This is a genomic window from Pseudomonas sp. NCCP-436 (assembly GCF_019656335.1).
Classification (GTDB): Bacteria; Pseudomonadota; Gammaproteobacteria; order Pseudomonadales; family Pseudomonadaceae; genus Aquipseudomonas.
The window spans coordinates 33,850-51,980 of sequence record NZ_BPLZ01000016.1; the positions used below are offsets into that span (position 1 = coordinate 33,850).

Here is an 18,131-nt window from a genome sequence, read left to right on the forward strand (position 1 = left end):
GGCTTCCATACACGGTAATGGCTGTGCGTTCGATAACCGTGGCAGTCGCAGGCATGAGCAGGCCACGAACACCACGGATATCGACGCGAGGCAAGCATGAGCAAAGGGGCATCGGGGTTTATTGACACGGGTCAATGTGAGCAGGAACAGCCCTGGCTGTGGGACGAAGCGCCGCAGGGGGTATTTGCTACGCTGATTCTGGCGCATGGCGCGGGAGCGCCAATGGACAGTTCGTTTATGCAGCAGATGGCTCAGGGACTTGCGGTACGCGGCGTACGGGTGGTGCGTTTCGAATTCACCTATATGGCTCTGCGGCGCATGGATGGGCGCAAACGCCCGCCCAATCCGCAGGCGCAGTTGTTGCAGCAATGGCGTGAGGTTTACGCCAAGGTGCGCCAACAGGTCGCAGGGCCGCTGGCCATCGGCGGCAAGTCCATGGGGGGGCGCATGGCCAGCTTGCTGGCCGACGAACTGGGCGTATCGGCGCTGACCTGCCTGGGGTATCCCTTCCATCCGGCTGGCAAGCCGGACAAACCGCGTGTTGCCCACTTGACCGGACTGACTACTCCGACGCTGATTGTTCAAGGCGAACGAGACGCTTTGGGCGGTCGCGAGCGGGTGGCTGACTATGTTCTATCGCCGGCCATCGAACTGCACTGGCTGAAGGCCGCCGATCACGACCTGAGGCCGCTGAAAAGCTCGGGTATCAGCCACGAGCAGCACCTGGAGCGGGCTGCCGATGCAATTGCTGCCTTCCTGCAGGCACGCTGAACGACAGGCAGTGAAGGCCTGTTTCAGTTGTGTGGCATGTCTTGCGGCACTGGTACCTTGTGGCTGGCCATGTGCTGCAGGTAGGCGAGCAGGGCGTTGAGTTCTTCAACTGGCAGGATCGCCTCGGTGAAGGCCGGCATTCGTCCCTGCGGCCAGCGCCGCAGGCTTTGCGGGTTCCGGATGTATTGAGCCAGGAAATCGCCGCTGAAGTACTCGGTCGGGTTGTGCGGGATATTCAGGTCCGGCCCGAATGTGGCGTCGCCTGCAGCATTGAGGCGATGACAGGCCATGCAATGCCTCTGGTAGGCGGCGTATCCGGCCTGGATTTCGACGCCGGCTTCTGGCGCCGGAAGCAACTGGGGAAATCGTTGAGCCACTGGCGCCTGCAGACGAATTCGGCTGACCTGATAAGGCCACTGTTCAGGGCTGATCTGGCTGGCTGCCGGATCGCTCCAGACCAGATAGAAGGGGCCGGCGCTAGGCCTGCCGGGTGCCAGGGGCGGCCAGGGGTACTGCGTATCCTCCACCGCCAGCCAGGCGCGAGCGCCTTCACTGGCGAGCAGGATGGACGCTGGTAGCTCGGCGGCAAAGCCGTCCAGCGCGATCACTTGCAGATGATCGCCGGGGGCCAAGCCCTCGAGCAATGTACGGGCTGGCACGGCCCGGTAGCGCATGCTGCGTTTGTAGCTAACATCATCGGCGATCTCGATATCGCGGATCTGAGGATGGCTTAACAAGGCTTCTGTGGTCCAGACCTGCGGCGTTTCGTCGAGTTCGATCATCAATTCGGCGGCCATGGCTGTTCTGCCGAGGGCCATCAGGATTACCAGCAGCAATTGCTTCACGTCAGTAGCTCCACCTTGCGGGCAACAGTCCGGACGAATGGGGGTAAGGCATCCGGCGTTCTTTCTGGCTGTCGCCGGAAGCCGTCGTGGTGGACATGATGCCAGAGAGGCCTGCGTACGGCAGTGGATCGCTTGCCGCCCTACCAGGGTTGGATCAGGCGGTTGCGGCTGCAGTTTAGCTGACCAGGCGGGTCAGGTTGGGAAGGATGAGAATGACCGTCGTGGCGAATAGGATGACTCCAGCCTGGCGGTATTTAGGCTGCTTGAACATGGCCGTATGCCTTCTTGTAAGGGATGGCGGATGCCGGCCGTAATGCATTGCATGGCTGGCTGTTGCTGGCCCTCTGTGCAGGGGCTGACCAGCTGTCCCGGCACCGCTGGCTGACGGTTCCACCTCTCCGTTCAGCACGGGCGTACAAATAACTCTAGGGCCGCTGCCGTCGCTCCTTAGACCTCTTGGTTCCTAAAAGAAAACAGTTTCAAGCATCCGGCTATGCAAAAAAGTGTGAGTCGGACGTAAGCCTTGCGCTAGACGGCCGGCAACTGCCAAATCGGGCAAGCCACCGTTCGTCTGAGCGCAGGCGTCAATGGGGCTGAGCACTTCGGTCATTGAGCACTAAGCCTGGGGCGTTAAGGTAGGGGCGTTCCCATCCCCCGCTGGCGCTTCAGGGGCAAGATTGGTCGGCGCCGCATGAGCTATCGAGGACAGCATGACCGAGGCATATATTTTCGATGCGCTGCGCACGCCGCGTGGCAAGGGTAAGAAAGATGGCGCATTGCACAGTGTCAAACCGGTTCAACTGGTTGCCGGCCTGCTCAGGGCCCTGCAGGAACGCAACGGCCTGGACACCCGTCAGGTCGACGATATCGTTCTCGGCTGTGTGACGCCGGTGGGCGACCAGGGCGCCGATATTGCCAAGACCGCGGCCATGGTCGCGGACTGGGACGTCAGCGTGGCCGGCGTGCAGCTCAACCGTTTCTGCGCTTCGGGGCTGGAAGCGGTGAACATCGGCGCGATGAAGGTGCGCTCCGGCTTCGAGGACCTGGTAGTGGTCGGCGGCGTCGAGTCCATGTCGCGCGTGCCCATGGGCTCGGACGGCGGCGCCTGGGTGATGGACCCGGAGACCAATATCCACTCCAATTTCGTGCCGCAGGGCATCGGTGCGGACCTGATCGCCACCCTCGAGGGCTTCAGTCGCGCGGACGTGGATGCTTTCGCCCTGCGTTCGCAGCAGAAGGCCGCGCGCGCCAGTGCCGATGGCTCCTTCGCCAAATCGCTGATTCCGGTGACCGACCAGAACGGCATCGTCATCCTCGATCATGACGAGTTCATCCGCGGCGACAGCACCTTCGAGGGCCTCGGCAAGCTCAAGCCGAGCTTCGAGATGATGGGGCAGATGGGCTTCGACGCCACCGCCTTGCGCGTGTACAGCCACGTCGAGCGCATCGACCACGTGCACACCCCGGGCAACAGCTCGGGCATCGTCGACGGCGCGGCGCTGATGCTGATCGGCTCCGAGGCCAAGGGCAAGGAGCTGGGCCTCAAGCCCCGGGCGCGTGTGGTCGCCACGGCGGTGACCAGCACCGACCCGACCATCATGCTCACCGGCCCGGCGCCGGCCACCCGCAAGGCGCTGGCCAAGGCCGGGCTGAGCGTCGAGGACATCGACCTGTTCGAGGTCAACGAGGCGTTTGCCTCCGTCGTCATGAAGTTCATGAAGGACATGGGCGTTAGCGAGGACAAGGTCAACGTCAACGGCGGCTCCATCGCCATGGGCCACCCGCTGGGCGCCACCGGCTGCGCCATCCTCGGCACCCTGCTCGACGAATTGGAAAAACGCGACCTGCGTTACGGCCTGGCCACTCTCTGTGTAGGTGGCGGCATGGGTATCGCGACGATTATTGAAAGAGTTTGAGGCGGGGATAAGAAAAATGACTGACGCCATCCGTTACGAAAAGGGCCAGGACAATATCGTCGTCCTGACCATGGACATGCCCGGCCAGAGCGCCAACACCATGAACGCGGCCTACCGCGAGGCCATGGGCGCCACCGTGGCGCGCCTGGAGGCCGAAAAGGATTCCATCGCCGGGGTGATCGTCACCTCCGCCAAGAAGACCTTCTTCGCCGGCGGCGACCTGAACGAGCTGATCAAGGTCACCAAGGCCGACGCCAAGCCGTTCTACGACATGATCCTCAACATCAAGGGCCAGCTGCGCCGCCTGGAGACCCTCGGCAAGCCGGTGGTCGCCGCGATCAACGGCGCCGCCCTGGGCGGTGGCTGGGAAATCTGCCTGGCCTGCCACCACCGCATCGCCCTGAACAGTTCCAGCGTGCAGCTGGGCCTGCCGGAGGTCACCCTCGGCCTGCTGCCGGGCGGTGGCGGCGTGGTGCGCATGGTGCGCCTGCTCGGCCTGGAGAAGGCCCTGCCGTATCTGGCCGAAGGCAAGAAGGTGCGCCCGGACGCCGCGCTCAAGGCCGGGCTGATCCACGATCTCGCCGATACTGCCGAGGAGATGCTGGCCAAGGCCCGCGCCTGGATCCTCGCCAACCCCAACGCCGTGCAGCCATGGGACGTGAAGGGCTACAAGATCCCCGGCGGCACCCCGAGCACCCCGGCCGTGGCACAGATGCTGGCCATCGCGCCGAGCGTGCTGCGGGACAAGACCAAGGGCTGCTTCCCGGCGCCGGAGAAGATCATGTGCGCCGCCGTCGAGGGCGCTCAGGTCGACTTCGACACCGCGCAGATCATCGAGGCGCGCTACTTCACCGAGCTGACCTGCGGCCAGGTGGCGAAGAACATGATCGGCACCTTCTGGTTCCAGCTCAACGAGATCAATGCCGGCAGCTCACGCCCGCAGGGCTTCCCGCAGTACGTGACCAGGAAGGTCGGCGTACTCGGCGCCGGCATGATGGGGGCCGGCATCGCCTACGTGTCGGCCGCCGCCGGCATCGAGGTGGTGCTGAAAGACGTGTCCATCGAAGCGGCAGAGAAGGGCAAGGCCTACTCGGCCGGCCTGCTCGACAAGAAGGTCAGCCGTGGCCAGATGACTGCCGAGAAGCGCGATGCCTTCCTCGCCCGGATCAAGCCGACCGTTAGCGACGCCGACTTCGAAGGCTGCGACCTGATCATCGAAGCGGTGTTCGAGGATCGTGAGCTGAAAGGCCGCGTCACCGCGGCCGCCGAAGCCGCTGCGCTGCCCGATGCGGTGATCGCGTCCAACACCTCGACCCTGCCGATCACCGGCCTGGCCACCGCGGTGCAGAAGCAGGACAAGTTCATCGGTCTGCATTTCTTCAGCCCGGTCGACAAGATGCCGCTGGTGGAGATCATTCGCGGCGCCAGGACCAGTGACGAGACCCTGGCCCGTGGCTTCGACTACGTGCTGCAGATCAAAAAGACCCCGATCGTGGTCGAGGACAGCCGCGGCTTCTTCACCTCACGGGTGTTCGGCACCTTCACCAACGAAGGCATCGCCATGCTCGGCGAGGGCGTCAGCGCGGCGATGATCGAGACCGAGGCGCGCAAGGCCGGCATGCCGGTGGGCCCGCTGGCGATCAGCGACGAAGTGTCGATGAGCCTGATGGAGCATATCCGCCAGCAGACCATCAAGGACTTGGCCGCCGAGGGCAAGCAGGCACCGCAGCACCCCGCCTTTGCCGTGATCGACCTGATGCTCAAGGAGTACAAGCGCCCGGGCAAGGCTGCCGGTGGCGGCTTCTACGACTACCCGGCGGCCGGCGCTCCGGCCGGTGGCAGGAAGCACCTGTGGCCGGAGCTCAAGACCCGCTTCGAGAAGGCGGACGCGCAGATCTCTCAGGAAGACGTGCGCGACCGCCTACTGTTCATCCAGGCCATCGAGACCGTGCGCTGCCTGGAGGAGGGCGTGTTGAAGTCGGTTGCCGACGCCAATATCGGCTCGATCTTCGGCATCGGCTTCGCCGCCTGGACCGGCGGGGCGCTGCAGTTCATCAACCAGTACGGGGTGAAGGACTTCGTTGACCGCGCCCAGTACCTGGCCGAGCAGTATGGCGAGCGCTTCCTGCCGCCGGCGCTGCTACTGGAGAAGGCGGCCCGTGCCGAGGTGTTCTGAAATTGATGGACGATAATCATCGCCCGGGATCTGATCCCGGTTGATGATTGTGATCTGTAACCCAAGACTGTCTCCGGGGCTGTAAATTTTAATTTACGACTTCCCAGGAGTCTCTTTTCTTTTGTTTAGGATGGTTATCTGCTCTAAAACTGGCGCGGCTATTTCTTTGTTGGTAGGCATATGTTAAGAAAAACGCACAATTCACTCCTGCCTCCGTGCCACCACAGGAAATCTCATGTCACTGCGTATTTGTATTCTGGAAACCGACATTCTTCGCCCCGAACTGATCGATCAGTATCAGGGCTATGGTCGTATGTTCGAACAACTGTTCGCTCAGCAGCCGATTGAAGCGGAGTTCAGTGTCTACAACGTGGTGGAGGGGCACTATCCGCCCGATGATGAAAAATTCGATGCCTACCTGGTAACCGGTAGCAAGGCCGATTCCTTCGGTGATGATCCCTGGATTCAGACCCTCAAGACCTACTTGCTCGAACGTTACCAGCGAGGGGACAAGTTGCTCGGCATCTGCTTTGGCCATCAGTTGCTGGCGTTGCTGCTGGGTGGAAAGACCGAACGGGCCAAGCAGGGCTGGGGAGTCGGTGTACACAGCTATCGCCTGGAAAATCGTCCGGAATGGATGACGCCGGCGCTGGACGAGTTGCAGTTGCTGATCAGTCATCAAGATCAGGTCACTCGCATGCCGGAGAATGCCACGCTGCTGGCCTCCAGTGATTTCTGCCCTGTCGGGGCCTATCACATCGGCGATCAGGTACTGTGCTTCCAGGGGCATCCGGAGTTTGTTCACGAATATTCCCGCGCCTTGCTCGATCTGCGTCAGCGTCATCTGGGTGAGGAGATCTACCAGCAGGGCGTAAACAGTCTTGCGCAGTCCCATCAAGGCAAGGCGGTAGCCGAATGGATGATGCGCTTTGTCGCTCAGGGTAGGCAGAGCGCAGTCTGAAAACTGACGTAGAACTGATAAGCCCTGTGAAGGTGACGTCTTCACGGGGCTTTTTCATTTTGGCCGCCAGCATCACAGTTGATGCGTGCTTTAGCGCGGCCCCGAAGAGGGGAGTGAAGCGAATAACCTGGGGCGTAGTCCCTGGTGATAGTTCGCTGAAAATGAAAAAGCCCCGGTATGAACCGGGGCTTTGAATTTGGCTCCGCGACCTGGACTCGAACCAGGGACCCAATGATTAACAGTCATTTGCTCTACCGACTGAGCTATCGCGGAATTACGAAGCGTATGTTACTGATTAAAAAAGAGAAGTCAACTGTCTATCGGGAATTTTTGCGCATCCCGAGGTGGTCTGCTCTCGGATTGGTGAGTGATGGCACTTTGACTTTTCCTCTGCTTTTTGTGACAGTTCTTCAAAAAGGAAAGTGCATATATGACAGGAAGTCGAAAGCGATTCTATACCTTGTGTGGCATGTATCTATTGGGAGTCTGTCATGTCGTCCTGGCCTTGGGCGGCATGGGCATCCGCTGGCCATGGTAAGGGACGGCCTTCAAGGGCTCTAAACGACAATGCCCGCAGCGTTGAGTGCGGGCATTGCAGAGAGGTGAGGGGTTGGGCTCAGAGTACGGCGTGGATGGCGCGTGTGATGCTGTCCAGATTGCTGTTATTCAATGCAGCCACACAGATGCGCCCGGTGCCGACGGCGTAAATGCCGAACTCGTTTTTCAGGCGTTCGACCTGCTCTGCGCTCAGACCGGAGTAGGAGAACATACCGCGCTGCTGCTTGACGAAGCTGAAGTCCCTGTTTGCGCCAAGAGCAGCCAACTGATCCACCATGGCCAGGCGCATGCCGCGGATGCGCTCGCGCATCTCGCCTAGCTCGGCTTCCCACATGGCTCGCAGTTCCGGGCTGTTGAGAACGGCAGATACCACGCTGGCGCCGTGAGTGGGCGGATTGGAGTAGTTGGTGCGGATCACGCGCTTGAGCTGCGACAGCACACGTGCAGACTCCTCGCGACTGCTGGTAACCAGCGACAGGGCTCCAACGCGCTCGCCATACAGCGAGAAGGACTTGGAGAACGAGCTGGAAACAAAGAACTCCAGACCGGCATCGGCAAACAGGCGCACGGCCTCGGCATCCTCTTCAATACCGTCGCCGAAGCCTTGATAGGCGATATCGAGGAAGGGCACGTGTTCGCGATCGCGCAGTACCTCCAGTACTGCCTTCCAGTCGCCAGTCTGCAGATCGACACCGGTCGGGTTGTGGCAGCAGGCGTGCAGTACCACGATGGAACGGGGCGGCAGATTGCGCAGATCCTCAAGCAGCCCGTTGCGATCGACGCCGTGGCTGGCCGGGTCATAGTAGCGGTAGTTGCGAACCGGGAAACCGGCGGTTTCGAACAGGGCGCGATGGTTCTCCCAGCTTGGATCGCTGATGGCCACTGTTGCCCCCGGCAGCAGGCGCTTGAGGAAGTCTGCGCCGATTTTCAGAGCGCCAGTGCCGCCCAGTGCTTGGGTGGTGATTACGCGGCCGGCCTCGATCAATGGCGAACCTTTGCCGAACAGCAACTCCTGAACCGCTTTGTCGTAGGCTGCGATGCCTTCGATGGGGAGATAACCACGCGGTGCGTGTGCCTCGATCCGGGCCTTTTCGGCTGCGGCGACGGCGCGCATCAGCGGAATTCGTCCCTCCTCGTTGTAGTAAACGCCCACGCCAAGGTTCACCTTGGTGTTGCGGGTATCGGCGTTGAACGCTTCGTTCAGGCCAAGGATGGGGTCGCGTGGAGCCATTTCGACGGCAGAGAAGAGACTCATGATGGGTGTGGCAACTCGAAGTGAGGGTGGGTGGCCAAGCGCCCCCGCTACAAAGCACTAGGGCGCGCGTAAACGGGGCGTTAGTATAGCGCCCCCGATTCCCGGGGGCGACAGCGCAAAGCCCTGTAATTGGGCCTTTTGCCAGGTAATTCGACTCTGCAGGGAAGCATTGCCGTATCGCCCCGCAATTCATGGCTTCTGACGCTGTCCGAAAGGATTGGTCACAGCGATTTGCCGAGGTGCTCCATGTCCGATTTTCAATTGGTGACCCGCTTCAAGCCTGCCGGTGATCAGCCCGAGGCGATCCGGCAGATGGTCGAGGGGCTGGAGGCCGGTCTGTCACATCAGACGCTGCTTGGCGTGACAGGATCCGGCAAGACTTTTTCCATTGCCAACGTGATTGCTCAGGTGCAGCGTCCGACTCTGGTATTGGCGCCCAATAAGACTCTGGCAGCGCAGCTCTACGGCGAATTCAAGGCGTTCTTTCCGCACAATGCGGTGGAGTATTTCGTTTCCTATTACGACTACTATCAGCCGGAAGCCTACGTACCTTCCTCTGACACCTTCATCGAGAAGGATGCTTCGATCAACGACCATATCGAGCAGATGCGGCTGTCGGCGACCAAGGCGCTGATCGAGCGCAAGGACGTCATTGTGGTGTGCACGGTGTCCTCGATCTACGGACTGGGCAGCCCCGAGGAGTACCTAAAGATGGTGCTGCACCTCGATCGTGGGGACAAAATGGATCAGCGCGCCTTGTTGCGCCGCCTCGCAGAACTACAGTACACACGCAACGACATGGATTTTGCACGTGCCAGTTTCCGCGTGCGTGGCGATGTGATCGATATCTTTCCGGCGGAATCGGATCTGGAAGCGATCCGTGTCGAACTGTTCGACGATGAGGTGGAGAACATCAGTGCCTTCGACCCGCTGACTGGCGAGGTGCTGCAAAAGCTGCCGCGTTTCACCTTTTATCCCAAAACGCACTATGTGACTCCGCGTGAAACCCTGTTGGAGGCGGTGGAGCAGATCAAGGTCGAGCTGCAGCAGCGACTGGAGTACCTGCGCGGCGCCAACCGGCTGGTGGAGGCGCAGCGTCTGGAGCAACGCACTCGTTTCGATCTGGAGATGATTCTTGAGCTGGGTTATTGCAACGGCATCGAGAACTACTCGCGCTACCTGTCCGGACGTCCGGCAGGCGCGCCGCCGCCAACTCTCTACGACTACCTGCCGGACAATGCGCTGCTGGTTATCGACGAATCCCACGTCTCGGTGCCGCAGGTCGGTGCCATGTACAAGGGCGACCGCTCGCGCAAGGAAACCCTGGTGGAATATGGCTTCCGCCTGCCGTCGGCACTGGACAACCGTCCGATGCGCTTTGAGGAGTGGGAGGCGGCCAGCCCGCAGACCATTTTCGTTTCCGCTACGCCTGGCCCCTATGAAGCCGAGCATGCCGGTCGGGTGATCGAGCAGGTGGTGCGCCCCACCGGCCTGGTCGACCCGGAAGTGGAGGTGCGTCCGGCACGTACCCAGGTTGATGATCTGCTATCGGAGATCCGTCTGCGTGTAGCCTCCGGTGAGCGTGTGCTGGTGACTACCCTGACTAAACGCATGGCTGAGGATTTGACCGACTATCTGAACGATCATGACGTCAAAGTGCGCTACCTGCACTCGGACATCGATACGGTGGAACGGGTAGAGATCATCCGCGATCTGCGTCTGGGCACCTTTGACGTGCTGGTGGGCATCAACCTGCTGCGTGAAGGTCTGGATATGCCGGAGGTGTCGCTGGTGGCAATCCTCGATGCGGACAAGGAAGGCTTCCTGCGCAGCGAGCGTTCTCTGATCCAGACCATCGGCCGAGCCGCACGCAATCTCAACGGCAAGGCGATCCTCTACGCCGACAACATCACCGGATCGATGCAGCGGGCCATCGACGAGACCGAACGGCGTCGCGCCAAACAGATAGCTTTTAACGAGGGTAACGGCATTGTGCCCAGGGGGGTGCAGAAGGACGTGAAGGACATACTTGAAGGTGCCGTGGTGCCTGGAGCGCGCAGCAGCAAGCGTAAGGGCATGGCCAGAGCGGCAGAGGAAGGTGTGCTCTATGAGCGCGAGCTGCGTTCGCCCAGTGAGATTACCAGGCGCATCCGTCAGTTGGAGGAGAAGATGTACCAACTGGCCCGTGACTTGGAGTTCGAGGCTGCGGCGCAGTTGCGTGACGAGATCCAGAGGCTGCGCGACCGATTACTGCAGGTCTGACGTCGGAGCGATCATTTCTTCGCGAGTTGTTTCTCTGTTGAGTCGGCTCTTGCGAGGAATGCCTCATGACGGGGTTCTACCCGGCGCGGCGCTTCCAGGCGATGAAGGTCAAGGCTTTTCTGGACTTTCTTGTCGCCAGCTTGCCTGTCACTAGCGGCGGCCTGCTGGAGCCAGGGGCTGCCAGCCTGCTAACATCGACAGCTTGATTCAATCCTCGTGTCTTCCTTCCGAGAACCCACATGACCACCGTCCGTACCCGCATCGCGCCTTCGCCGACCGGCGATCCCCACGTCGGCACCGCCTACATCGCACTGTTCAATCTGTGTTTCGCCCGTCAGCATGGTGGCCAGTTCATTCTGCGCATCGAGGACACGGATCAGTTGCGTTCCACCCGCGAGTCCGAGCAGCAGATCTTCGATGCTCTACGATGGCTGGGCATAGAGTGGGACGAAGGCCCGGACGTCGGCGGCCCGCACGGCCCTTACCGGCAAAGTGAGCGCGGCGAGATCTACAAGAAATACTCGGACGAACTGGTCGCCAAGGGGCATGCCTTCCCCTGCTTTTGCTCTGCCGAGCGTCTCGACCAAGTGCGTGCCGAGCAGATGGCGCGCAAGGAAACTCCGCGTTACGACGGCCACTGCATGCATATTGCACCGGACGAAGCGCAGCGTCGCATAGCTGCCGGCGAGTCCCATGTGGTGCGCATGAAGGTGCCAAGCGAAGGTGTCTGCGTAGTACCGGACATGCTCCGAGGTGACGTCGAGATTCCCTGGGATCGTATGGACATGCAGGTGCTGATGAAGGCCGACGGCCTGCCCACCTACTTCCTGGCCAACGTGGTCGACGATCATCTGATGGGTATCACTCACGTGCTGCGTGGTGAGGAGTGGCTGCCATCGGCTCCGAAGTTGATCAAGCTGTACGAGTATTTTGGCTGGGAGCAGCCGAAACTGTGTTACATGCCGTTACTGCGAAATCCGGACAAGAGCAAACTGTCCAAGCGCAAGAATCCCACCAGCATTACCTTCTATGAGCGGATGGGTTACCTGCCACAGGCCATGCTCAACTACCTGGGACGCATGGGCTGGTCAATGCCGGACGAACGCGAGAAGTTCTCCCTGGCCGAGATGATCGAGCACTTCGACATTAACCGCGTGTCCTTGGGTGGACCAATCTTCGACCTGGAGAAGCTGTCCTGGCTCAATGGTCAGTGGTTGCGAGAACTATCGGTGGAGCACTTTGCTGCCGAGGTGCAGAAATGGGCGCTCAATCCCGAGTATCTGATGAAGATTGCACCTCATGTGCAGGGGCGGGTTGAAACCTTCAGCCAGATAGCGCCGTTGGCCGGGTTCTTTTTCTTCGGCAGTGTGAATCCGGATATCCGGCTGTTCGAGCACAAGAAGCTGTCGCAGGATCAGGTTCGTCAGTTGATGCAGCTGATCCTGTGGAAGCTCGAGGCGCTGCGTCAGTGGGACAAGGAGCGTATCACTGCCTGCATTCAGTCCGTGGTGGGGCACCTGGAACTGAAGCTGCGTGATGCTATGCCATTGATGTTCGCTGCGATTACCGGTCAGGCCAGTTCGGTTTCGGTGTTGGACGCGATGGAAATCCTTGGCCCGGATCTGACCCGTTTCCGTTTGCGTCAGGCTCTTGAGTTGCTCGGTGGCACTTCGAAGAAAGAAACCAAGGAGTGGGAAAAGCTACTGGCGGCCATTGCCTGATCCGGCTGCCGTAGCCAGGGTAAGCGCCCTGTCCGGCTTGCTGGACAGGGCAGCGGCTCGCCCTGTTTCGGGAGGCGGTCTAAGTAATTGTTCTAGTGGCAAAAACTTTTGGCTGGCAGGAAAAATTTTGTTGACAGCCAATCGGGGCGCTCTTAACATGCGCCCCGTCCTCGAGATGGGGCTATAGCTCAGCTGGGAGAGCGCTTGCATGGCATGCAAGAGGTCAACGGTTCGATCCCGTTTAGCTCCACCAATCTCGACTCCTTCGGGAGTGCCAGAATCAACTTGAGTTGATTCACGATCAGGGTCTTGCGTCCCCTTCGTCTAGTGGCCTAGGACACCGCCCTTTCACGGCGGTAACAGGGGTTCGAGTCCCCTAGGGGACGCCATATTCCAGTCGCAGTGTTCAGGCATTGCGAACCGACCGCAAGGTTTCGGGGCTATAGCTCAGCTGGGAGAGCGCTTGCATGGCATGCAAGAGGTCAACGGTTCGATCCCGTTTAGCTCCACCAAATACTGACCAGTCGCTGGCAAATGTTATGCTGGCGTGGTCTCGAAGGACTTGTCCCCTTCGTCTAGTGGCCTAGGACACCGCCCTTTCACGGCGGTAACAGGGGTTCGAGTCCCCTAGGGGACGCCAATTCCAGTCGCAGTGTTCAGGCATTGCGAACCGACCGCAAGGTTTCGGGGCTATAGCTCAGCTGGGAGAGCGCTTGCATGGCATGCAAGAGGTCAACGGTTCGATCCCGTTTAGCTCCACCAATTCAAGACAAGGCCAGCTTCGTGCTGGCTTTTTCATTTCTGTTGTTACTGCTACCCGTTAATGGCTATTTGGCTCTAGTCCTTCAGGCGCCGATGGCGTTGCTGTCCTCGTAGTATTCCACTCGATTGCGCCCGGCCGCCTTGGCTCGATACAACGCTCGATCAGCCATATCCAGCCACTGTTCGCCGCAGTACGGGGACTGTGGGATGCCCGCATGCACGCCGACGCTCAGGGTCAGGGCGATGGGGCCTTGTGGGTGAGGGCAGGGATGGCGGGCTAGGTCATCACGCAGTTGTTCAGCCAGCTCCAGCGCTCCGGCCAGGCCGGTATCGTGCAGCAGGGCGACGAATTCCTCGCCGCCAAAACGTGCCAGGATGTCGCTGCTGCGCAGGCGCTGGCGGATGCGCTGGGCTGCATGGCGCAGGCAGGCGTCGCCGACGAGGTGGCCGTAGTGGTCGTTGACCTGCTTGAAGTGATCCAGATCAAGCATCAGTATCGCCAGCGGCTGGCGGCTGCGTTCGGCTCGGGCACAGGCTGCAGCCAGCTCCTCGCTCAGTGCCTGACGGTTGTATAGTTCTGTCAGGCTGTCTTGTCGGTTGAGCTCGGCCAACTGCCTGTTTGCCTCGGATAGTTGCTGCAGTGTGTTCTCCAGGGTGGCGGTGCGCTCCTTGACGCGTTGCTCCAGCTCGTCGCTGATCTGCTGTTGCAGTTCCAGGCGTCGGCTCTGCTCGCTGCGCAGTTGTCGCTCGCGGGCGATAAGCTGAAGCTGAGCCTGCTGCTTGGCCTTCTGCATCTGGCGAATGCGGGCGGCGAGGGCGATGGAGAACACGGTCATCTCGATCAGGCCTCCTATCTGCTGGGCATGCAGGGTCAGCAGCGAATAGGGCAGCAAGCCGGTCCCGGTAAGGATGCTGGCCAGGCTGGCAACGATCAGTACAAACCAGCCAGTGGCGAACAGGCGGGCGGCAGTGTATCGGGCGCGCCAGCGCAAGAGCGTAATGACAAAGGCGGCCAGGATGCAGGCCACGACGAGCACAAAGCTGGCCAGCAACGCCACCCGGTAGGGCCCCATCAGTGCTAGAAGCATTACCAGCCAGGCGCAGCCCGACAGAATGTTGGCGGTTAGTCGGTAGCTTTTCGGAGCTTGATCCAGCTCCAGCATGCCGTAGGTAAAGCGGATACTGAAGAAAGTCGCTAGTGCCGAGCTGAGCGGAAAACTCAGTTGGTGCCAGGCCTGTGCTTTTGGCCAAATCCACTGTAGGGCAAACCCCAGTTGGATGAACTCATAGAAGCTGAAGCTGGCGATGAACAGGCTGTACCAGAGGTAGTTGCGATCGCGAGTGATGACATAGATCGAGGCGTTGTACACCAGCATGGCCAGCAGGGCGCCGAAGAAAAGTCCCTGAAACAGCAGGTTGCGCTGCTCCTGGTGGACAAAGGTTTTGTCGCTCATGAGGCTGGCGCTCAAGTTGGCCGAACCTTCGGTTTGCATGCGCAGCCAGATACGCCGCATTTCGCCCGGCTGCAACTGCAGTGGTAGTGCCAGTTGGCGGTGTTCGATCCAGCGCCAGTCGAAAGGGCGCTGGTCGCCGCTGCGGTACACTCGCTCACCATCAAGCCCGTAGGCATCCAGATGATCCAACAATGGGTTACCGATCAGCAGTATCCAGTCCTGTGTCTTGGCGTATGGGTTGTGTAGATCCAGGCGAAGCCAGTAGGCGCTGGAACTGTAGCCAAAACTGGCGTCTCGTCGTTCAACGGTGTGCCAGGCTGAGTCCGGCAAGGCTTGCACTGTGGAGAATTCTGCCTGGCCGTCCGGGTCTTCCCAGTACTTCATGAAGGGCGCAGGCAGGATTCTGTCTTGACCGGCCGGCAACTGCAGCACTTCGGACCAAACTGGCAGGGGCAGCAGCAGGATCAACAGAAGGCGCAGGAGTGCAATCAATTGCTCGGGTCTCGGATGGTTAGGCTTGCGCCTGGCAATTATGGGCTTTTTAAGCGTAGTGGCGAAAGAGTGGCTCTGCGGAGAATTTGCTGGCAGCGTATGATTCGCGCCAGCGACGTGCTGCGGGTATGTCGAGAGGTTGTCGATCTGGGGGGGAGTGATGACACTGACGATTGAGGAGGTACTGCGCCAGGCGCGTCCGGTGATGCCGGTGCTGGTGATCGAAGAGGTGGGGTTGGCCGTTGATCTCGCCCGGGCGCTACAGGCTGGCGGGCTGCGGGTGCTGGAAGTTACCCTGCGCACGCCGCAGGCTTTGGATGCACTGGCGGCCATACGTCGCGAAGTGCCGGAACTTTTGCTGGGTGCCGGCACATTGATCCATGCCGAGCAGTTCATCGAGGCGCGCCAGGCCGGTGCCCAGTTTGTGGTAAGCCCGGGGTTTACCGAGCGTCTGGCACGGGCAGCGGTGGATGCGAATCTGCCCTATTTGCCAGGTGTGATGACGCCATCGGAGGTATTGCTGGCGGTAGAACACGGCTATCGTTCGCTCAAGCTGTTTCCGGCCGACGAGACGGCCAGTGTGAAGATGCTCAAGAGCTTCAAGGGACCATTCACTGGTATTCGCTTCTGCCCAACTGGCGGGGTGACGGCTGATAATCTGCTGGGTTTCCTGCGATTGCCCAATGTGGCTTGCGTCGGCGGCACCTGGGTGGCGCCAAGCAGCCTGATTCGGGCGCGTGCGTGGGATCAGATCACCCAGTTGGCTGTCGAGGCCTGCAGCTTGGCCGCCAGTCTGGAGCTGCAGTCATGAACTGGGATTTGCCAAGCCCCTTTGTCATTGATTTGCGTGTGGAGCCTGAAGATATCGATGGGCTCGGACATGCCAACAACGCGGTGTACGTCAGTTGGTTGGAGCGTTGTGCCTGGCGCCATTCGCAGTTTCTCGGACTGGATCTGGCAGAGTACCGGCGGCTGGATCGGGCCATGGCGGTGGTACGACATGAGATTGACTACCTGGCCAGTGCCTACGAGGGGCAGCGACTGCAAATGGGAACCTGGATCGTTGAGTCGGATCAGCGGATAAAGATGGATCGGCGCTTCCAGTTGCTACGGCCCGAAGATGGGGTGACCCTGCTTCGGGCAAAGACCACCTTTGTCTGCATCGAACTGTCCAGCGGGCGCCCCAAGCGCATGCCGGCCGAATTCGTCGAGGGCTACGGGCGGGCGCTGTTGCAGCTCTAGGAGCGCTGCACTTGCGCATGGTGCTCCAGCTCTTAAACTGTGCGCCCCGTTTTTCCCGGACTACCTCATGCAAATTGCTCTGGCGCCCATGGAGGGGTTGGTCGACGAGATTCTACGTGACGTACTGACCCGCGTCGGCGGTATCGACTGGTGCGTGACCGAGTTCATTCGCGTTACTGAGCGTCTGTTGCCAGCAGCCACCTACCACAAGCTTGCCCCGGAGCTGTTCGATGGTGCGCAAACCCGTGCCGGCACGCCAATGCGGGTGCAGTTTCTGGGGTCAGATCCGCAGTGTCTGGCCGATAATGCGGCCTTCGCTTGCAGTCTTGGGGCGCCGGTGATCGATCTGAATTTCGGCTGCCCGGCCAAGACGGTGAACAAGTCACGTGGTGGCGCTGTACTGCTTCGGGAGCCGGAGTTGCTGCATACCATCGTGCGCGAAGTGCGGCGCACGGTACCGACACAAATTCCGGTTACTGCGAAGATGCGCTTGGGCTTCGACGACAAGAGTGTGGCGCTGGACTGCGCGCGGGCGCTTGCCGAGGGTGGTGCCGAGCAGATCGTCGTGCATGCCCGTACCAAAGTTGAGGGTTACAAGCCCCCTGCGCATTGGGAGTGGGTGGCCCGTATCAAGGAAGTGGTCTCTGTGCCGGTATTGGCCAATGGTGAGATCTGGACGCTGGAGGACTGGTATCGCTGCCGCCAGATCAGCGGTGTCGACGATGTCATGCTCGGCCGCGGCTTGGTGTCGCGTCCTGGACTGGCCCGCCAGATCGCTGCCGTTCGCGCCGGCGAGCAGCCGGGTGAGATGAGTTGGAGCGAGTTGCAGCCACTGTTGCTGGATTTCTGGCAGCAGGCACGACGCAAGCTGGCGCCGCGCTATGCTCCTGGTCGGTTGAAACAATGGCTGGCGATGCTGACTCGTACCTACCCCGAGGCATCGGCGCTGTTTGCCGAGATTCGTCGGGAGCAGGACTGTGAGCGTATTGATCGGCTGTTGGGGGCTACGACTGTAAAAGCAGGCTGGGCGGAGGCGGTGCTTTAGGGCAAGGTGTTTGTCGAGAGATTCTCTGTGTGCAGCAAGGGTTTACGGGGCGCTGGCTAGAACATCTTTGACGATTTGGATGTAAGCGGTTTTTCCAGGGCTTGAAATTTTTTCTGGCGCCCTCAGTTAAGGGCATGCGGGATGCCGAAGTCGGGTTCCGCAACATGAAACTTGCTGAATCTTCAGGAGAATACTCATGAGCAACGTACTGTCTCTGGCCCCTCTGTTCCGTCAGTCTGTCGGTTTTGACCGGTTCAACGATCTTTTCGAGTCTGCCCTGCGCAGCAATGACGGTGGCAGCTCCTATCCACCCTACAACGTCGAGAAGCACGGTGAGGATCACTACCGCATTGTGGTGGCCGCCGCCGGATTCCAGGAAGACGACCTGGAACTGCAAGTGGAACGCGGTGTGTTGACCGTGACCGGCAGCAAGCGTGAGCGGCGTGATGAAAGCGTCAGCTATCTGCATCAGGGCATTGCCCAGCGAGCTTTCAAGCTGTCCTTCCGGCTCGCCGACCATATCGAGGTCAAGGGCGCCAATCTGGTCAACGGTTTGCTCAATGTGGATCTTGAGCGTATCGTGCCGGAAGAGGCCAAGCCCAAGCGCATTCCCATCGGCAGTCAGCGCCCGGCGCTGGAAAACTAAAGCACGATGTCAGCGAAGGAAGGCG

13 protein-coding genes, 6 tRNA genes and 1 pseudogene are annotated in these 18,131 nt (G+C 60.4%); 16 read left to right on the plus strand and 4 right to left on the minus strand.

Annotated features, from left to right (window positions below; all coding sequences use genetic code 11):
• The first annotated feature begins 96 nt into the window (after nt 1–96).
• Nucleotides 97–771: an alpha/beta family hydrolase gene (locus NCCP436_RS15065; RefSeq protein ID WP_220804794.1), complete on the plus strand. Its 675-nt coding sequence runs from the start codon at nt 97–99 to the stop codon at nt 769–771.
• A gap of 23 nt (nt 772–794) precedes the next feature.
• Here NCCP436_RS15065 and NCCP436_RS15070 read toward each other — a convergent pair whose 3' ends face one another.
• Nucleotides 795–1,589 carry a cytochrome c gene (locus NCCP436_RS15070; RefSeq protein ID WP_220804823.1) on the minus strand — a complete coding sequence of 265 codons (795 nt, stop codon included), beginning with the start codon at nt 1,587–1,589 and terminating at the stop codon, nt 795–797.
• A gap of 737 nt (nt 1,590–2,326) precedes the next feature.
• Here NCCP436_RS15070 and NCCP436_RS15075 point away from each other — a divergent pair.
• From NCCP436_RS15075 to NCCP436_RS15085, 3 genes are all read left to right on the plus strand, one after another.
• Entirely contained in the window at nt 2,327–3,532 is a 1,206-nt protein-coding gene (locus NCCP436_RS15075; protein ID WP_220804795.1) for an acetyl-CoA C-acetyltransferase, read from the plus strand.
• A gap of 16 nt (nt 3,533–3,548) precedes the next feature.
• On the plus strand, nt 3,549–5,708 hold the full coding sequence (locus tag NCCP436_RS15080; protein WP_220804796.1) for a 3-hydroxyacyl-CoA dehydrogenase NAD-binding domain-containing protein: 2,160 nt from the start codon (nt 3,549–3,551) through the stop codon (nt 5,706–5,708).
• A 235-nt stretch (nt 5,709–5,943) separates the two neighbouring features.
• On the plus strand, nt 5,944–6,669 hold the full coding sequence (locus tag NCCP436_RS15085; RefSeq protein WP_220804797.1) for an amidotransferase: 726 nt from the start codon (nt 5,944–5,946) through the stop codon (nt 6,667–6,669).
• A 197-nt stretch (nt 6,670–6,866) separates the two neighbouring features.
• On the opposite strand, the gene NCCP436_RS15090 is transcribed toward NCCP436_RS15085, so the two are convergent.
• Together NCCP436_RS15090 and NCCP436_RS15095 are read right to left on the minus strand one after the other, a co-directional pair.
• Nucleotides 6,867–6,942, minus strand: a tRNA-Asn gene (locus NCCP436_RS15090).
• A 343-nt stretch (nt 6,943–7,285) separates the two neighbouring features.
• Nucleotides 7,286–8,482 carry an amino acid aminotransferase gene (locus tag NCCP436_RS15095; RefSeq protein WP_220804798.1) on the minus strand — a complete coding sequence of 399 codons (1,197 nt, stop codon included), beginning with the start codon at nt 8,480–8,482 and terminating at the stop codon, nt 7,286–7,288.
• Between the two features lie 246 nt (nt 8,483–8,728).
• On the opposite strand from NCCP436_RS15095, the gene uvrB reads away from it, so the two are divergent.
• The 8 genes and pseudogenes from uvrB to NCCP436_RS15135 all read left to right on the plus strand — a co-directional run bounded on the left by uvrB (nt 8,729) and on the right by NCCP436_RS15135 (nt 13,227).
• Nucleotides 8,729–10,744: an excinuclease ABC subunit UvrB gene (uvrB, locus tag NCCP436_RS15100; protein ID WP_220804799.1), complete on the plus strand. Its 2,016-nt coding sequence runs from the start codon at nt 8,729–8,731 to the stop codon at nt 10,742–10,744.
• A gap of 77 nt (nt 10,745–10,821) precedes the next feature.
• Nucleotides 10,822–10,950, plus strand: a pseudogene (locus tag NCCP436_RS15105) (LysR family transcriptional regulator); the annotation flags it as partial.
• Between the two features lie 33 nt (nt 10,951–10,983).
• Nucleotides 10,984–12,465 carry a glutamate--tRNA ligase gene (gltX, locus tag NCCP436_RS15110; RefSeq protein ID WP_220804800.1) on the plus strand — a complete coding sequence of 494 codons (1,482 nt, stop codon included), beginning with the start codon at nt 10,984–10,986 and terminating at the stop codon, nt 12,463–12,465.
• A gap of 177 nt (nt 12,466–12,642) precedes the next feature.
• Nucleotides 12,643–12,718 (plus strand) — tRNA-Ala (locus tag NCCP436_RS15115).
• A 60-nt stretch (nt 12,719–12,778) separates the two neighbouring features.
• Nucleotides 12,779–12,854 (plus strand) — tRNA-Glu (locus tag NCCP436_RS15120).
• A gap of 47 nt (nt 12,855–12,901) precedes the next feature.
• Nucleotides 12,902–12,977, plus strand: a tRNA-Ala gene (locus tag NCCP436_RS15125).
• Nucleotides 12,978–13,029: 52 nt separating this feature from the next.
• Nucleotides 13,030–13,105 (plus strand) — tRNA-Glu (locus NCCP436_RS15130).
• Nucleotides 13,106–13,151: 46 nt separating this feature from the next.
• A tRNA-Ala gene (locus tag NCCP436_RS15135) sits at nt 13,152–13,227 on the plus strand.
• 83 nt (nt 13,228–13,310) lie between these two features.
• Here the strand turns inward: NCCP436_RS15135 and NCCP436_RS15140 are convergent.
• Entirely contained in the window at nt 13,311–15,173 is a 1,863-nt protein-coding gene (locus tag NCCP436_RS15140) for a diguanylate cyclase (protein WP_259651508.1), read from the minus strand.
• A 160-nt stretch (nt 15,174–15,333) separates the two neighbouring features.
• Here NCCP436_RS15140 and NCCP436_RS15145 point away from each other — a divergent pair, with 160 nt between their 5' ends.
• The 4 genes from NCCP436_RS15145 (at nt 15,334) to NCCP436_RS15160 (ending at nt 18,106) form a co-directional block, all read left to right on the plus strand.
• Complete coding sequence (locus NCCP436_RS15145; protein ID WP_220804801.1) at nt 15,334–15,984, plus strand: bifunctional 4-hydroxy-2-oxoglutarate aldolase/2-dehydro-3-deoxy-phosphogluconate aldolase; 651 nt, start codon at nt 15,334–15,336, stop codon at nt 15,982–15,984.
• On the plus strand, nt 15,981–16,415 hold the full coding sequence (locus NCCP436_RS15150) for a thioesterase family protein (protein WP_220804802.1): 435 nt from the start codon (nt 15,981–15,983) through the stop codon (nt 16,413–16,415). The genes NCCP436_RS15145 and NCCP436_RS15150 overlap by 4 nt, the downstream gene beginning before the upstream one ends.
• Nucleotides 16,416–16,482: 67 nt before the next feature.
• Nucleotides 16,483–17,460: a tRNA-dihydrouridine synthase gene (locus NCCP436_RS15155; protein ID WP_220804803.1), complete on the plus strand. Its 978-nt coding sequence runs from the start codon at nt 16,483–16,485 to the stop codon at nt 17,458–17,460.
• A 196-nt stretch (nt 17,461–17,656) separates the two neighbouring features.
• Entirely contained in the window at nt 17,657–18,106 is a 450-nt protein-coding gene (locus NCCP436_RS15160) for an Hsp20 family protein (protein ID WP_220804804.1), read from the plus strand.
• Nucleotides 18,107–18,131: the final 25 nt, after the last annotated feature.

Coding starts and splice junctions, on each gene's coding strand:
- NCCP436_RS15085 (WP_220804797.1), top strand. CDS start 5,944: ATGTCACTGCGTATTTGTATTCTGGAAACCGACATTCTTCGCCCCGAA.
- NCCP436_RS15145 (WP_220804801.1), top strand. CDS start 15,334: ATGACACTGACGATTGAGGAGGTACTGCGCCAGGCGCGTCCGGTGATG.
- NCCP436_RS15095 (WP_220804798.1), bottom strand. CDS start 8,482: ATGAGTCTCTTCTCTGCCGTCGAAATGGCTCCACGCGACCCCATCCTT.
- NCCP436_RS15160 (WP_220804804.1), top strand. CDS start 17,657: ATGAGCAACGTACTGTCTCTGGCCCCTCTGTTCCGTCAGTCTGTCGGT.
- NCCP436_RS15075 (WP_220804795.1), top strand. CDS start 2,327: ATGACCGAGGCATATATTTTCGATGCGCTGCGCACGCCGCGTGGCAAG.
- uvrB (WP_220804799.1), top strand. CDS start 8,729: ATGTCCGATTTTCAATTGGTGACCCGCTTCAAGCCTGCCGGTGATCAG.
- NCCP436_RS15150 (WP_220804802.1), top strand. CDS start 15,981: ATGAACTGGGATTTGCCAAGCCCCTTTGTCATTGATTTGCGTGTGGAG.
- NCCP436_RS15070 (WP_220804823.1), bottom strand. CDS start 1,589: ATGGCCCTCGGCAGAACAGCCATGGCCGCCGAATTGATGATCGAACTC.
- NCCP436_RS15080 (WP_220804796.1), top strand. CDS start 3,549: ATGACTGACGCCATCCGTTACGAAAAGGGCCAGGACAATATCGTCGTC.
- NCCP436_RS15065 (WP_220804794.1), top strand. CDS start 97: ATGAGCAAAGGGGCATCGGGGTTTATTGACACGGGTCAATGTGAGCAG.
- gltX (WP_220804800.1), top strand. CDS start 10,984: ATGACCACCGTCCGTACCCGCATCGCGCCTTCGCCGACCGGCGATCCC.
- NCCP436_RS15155 (WP_220804803.1), top strand. CDS start 16,483: ATGCAAATTGCTCTGGCGCCCATGGAGGGGTTGGTCGACGAGATTCTA.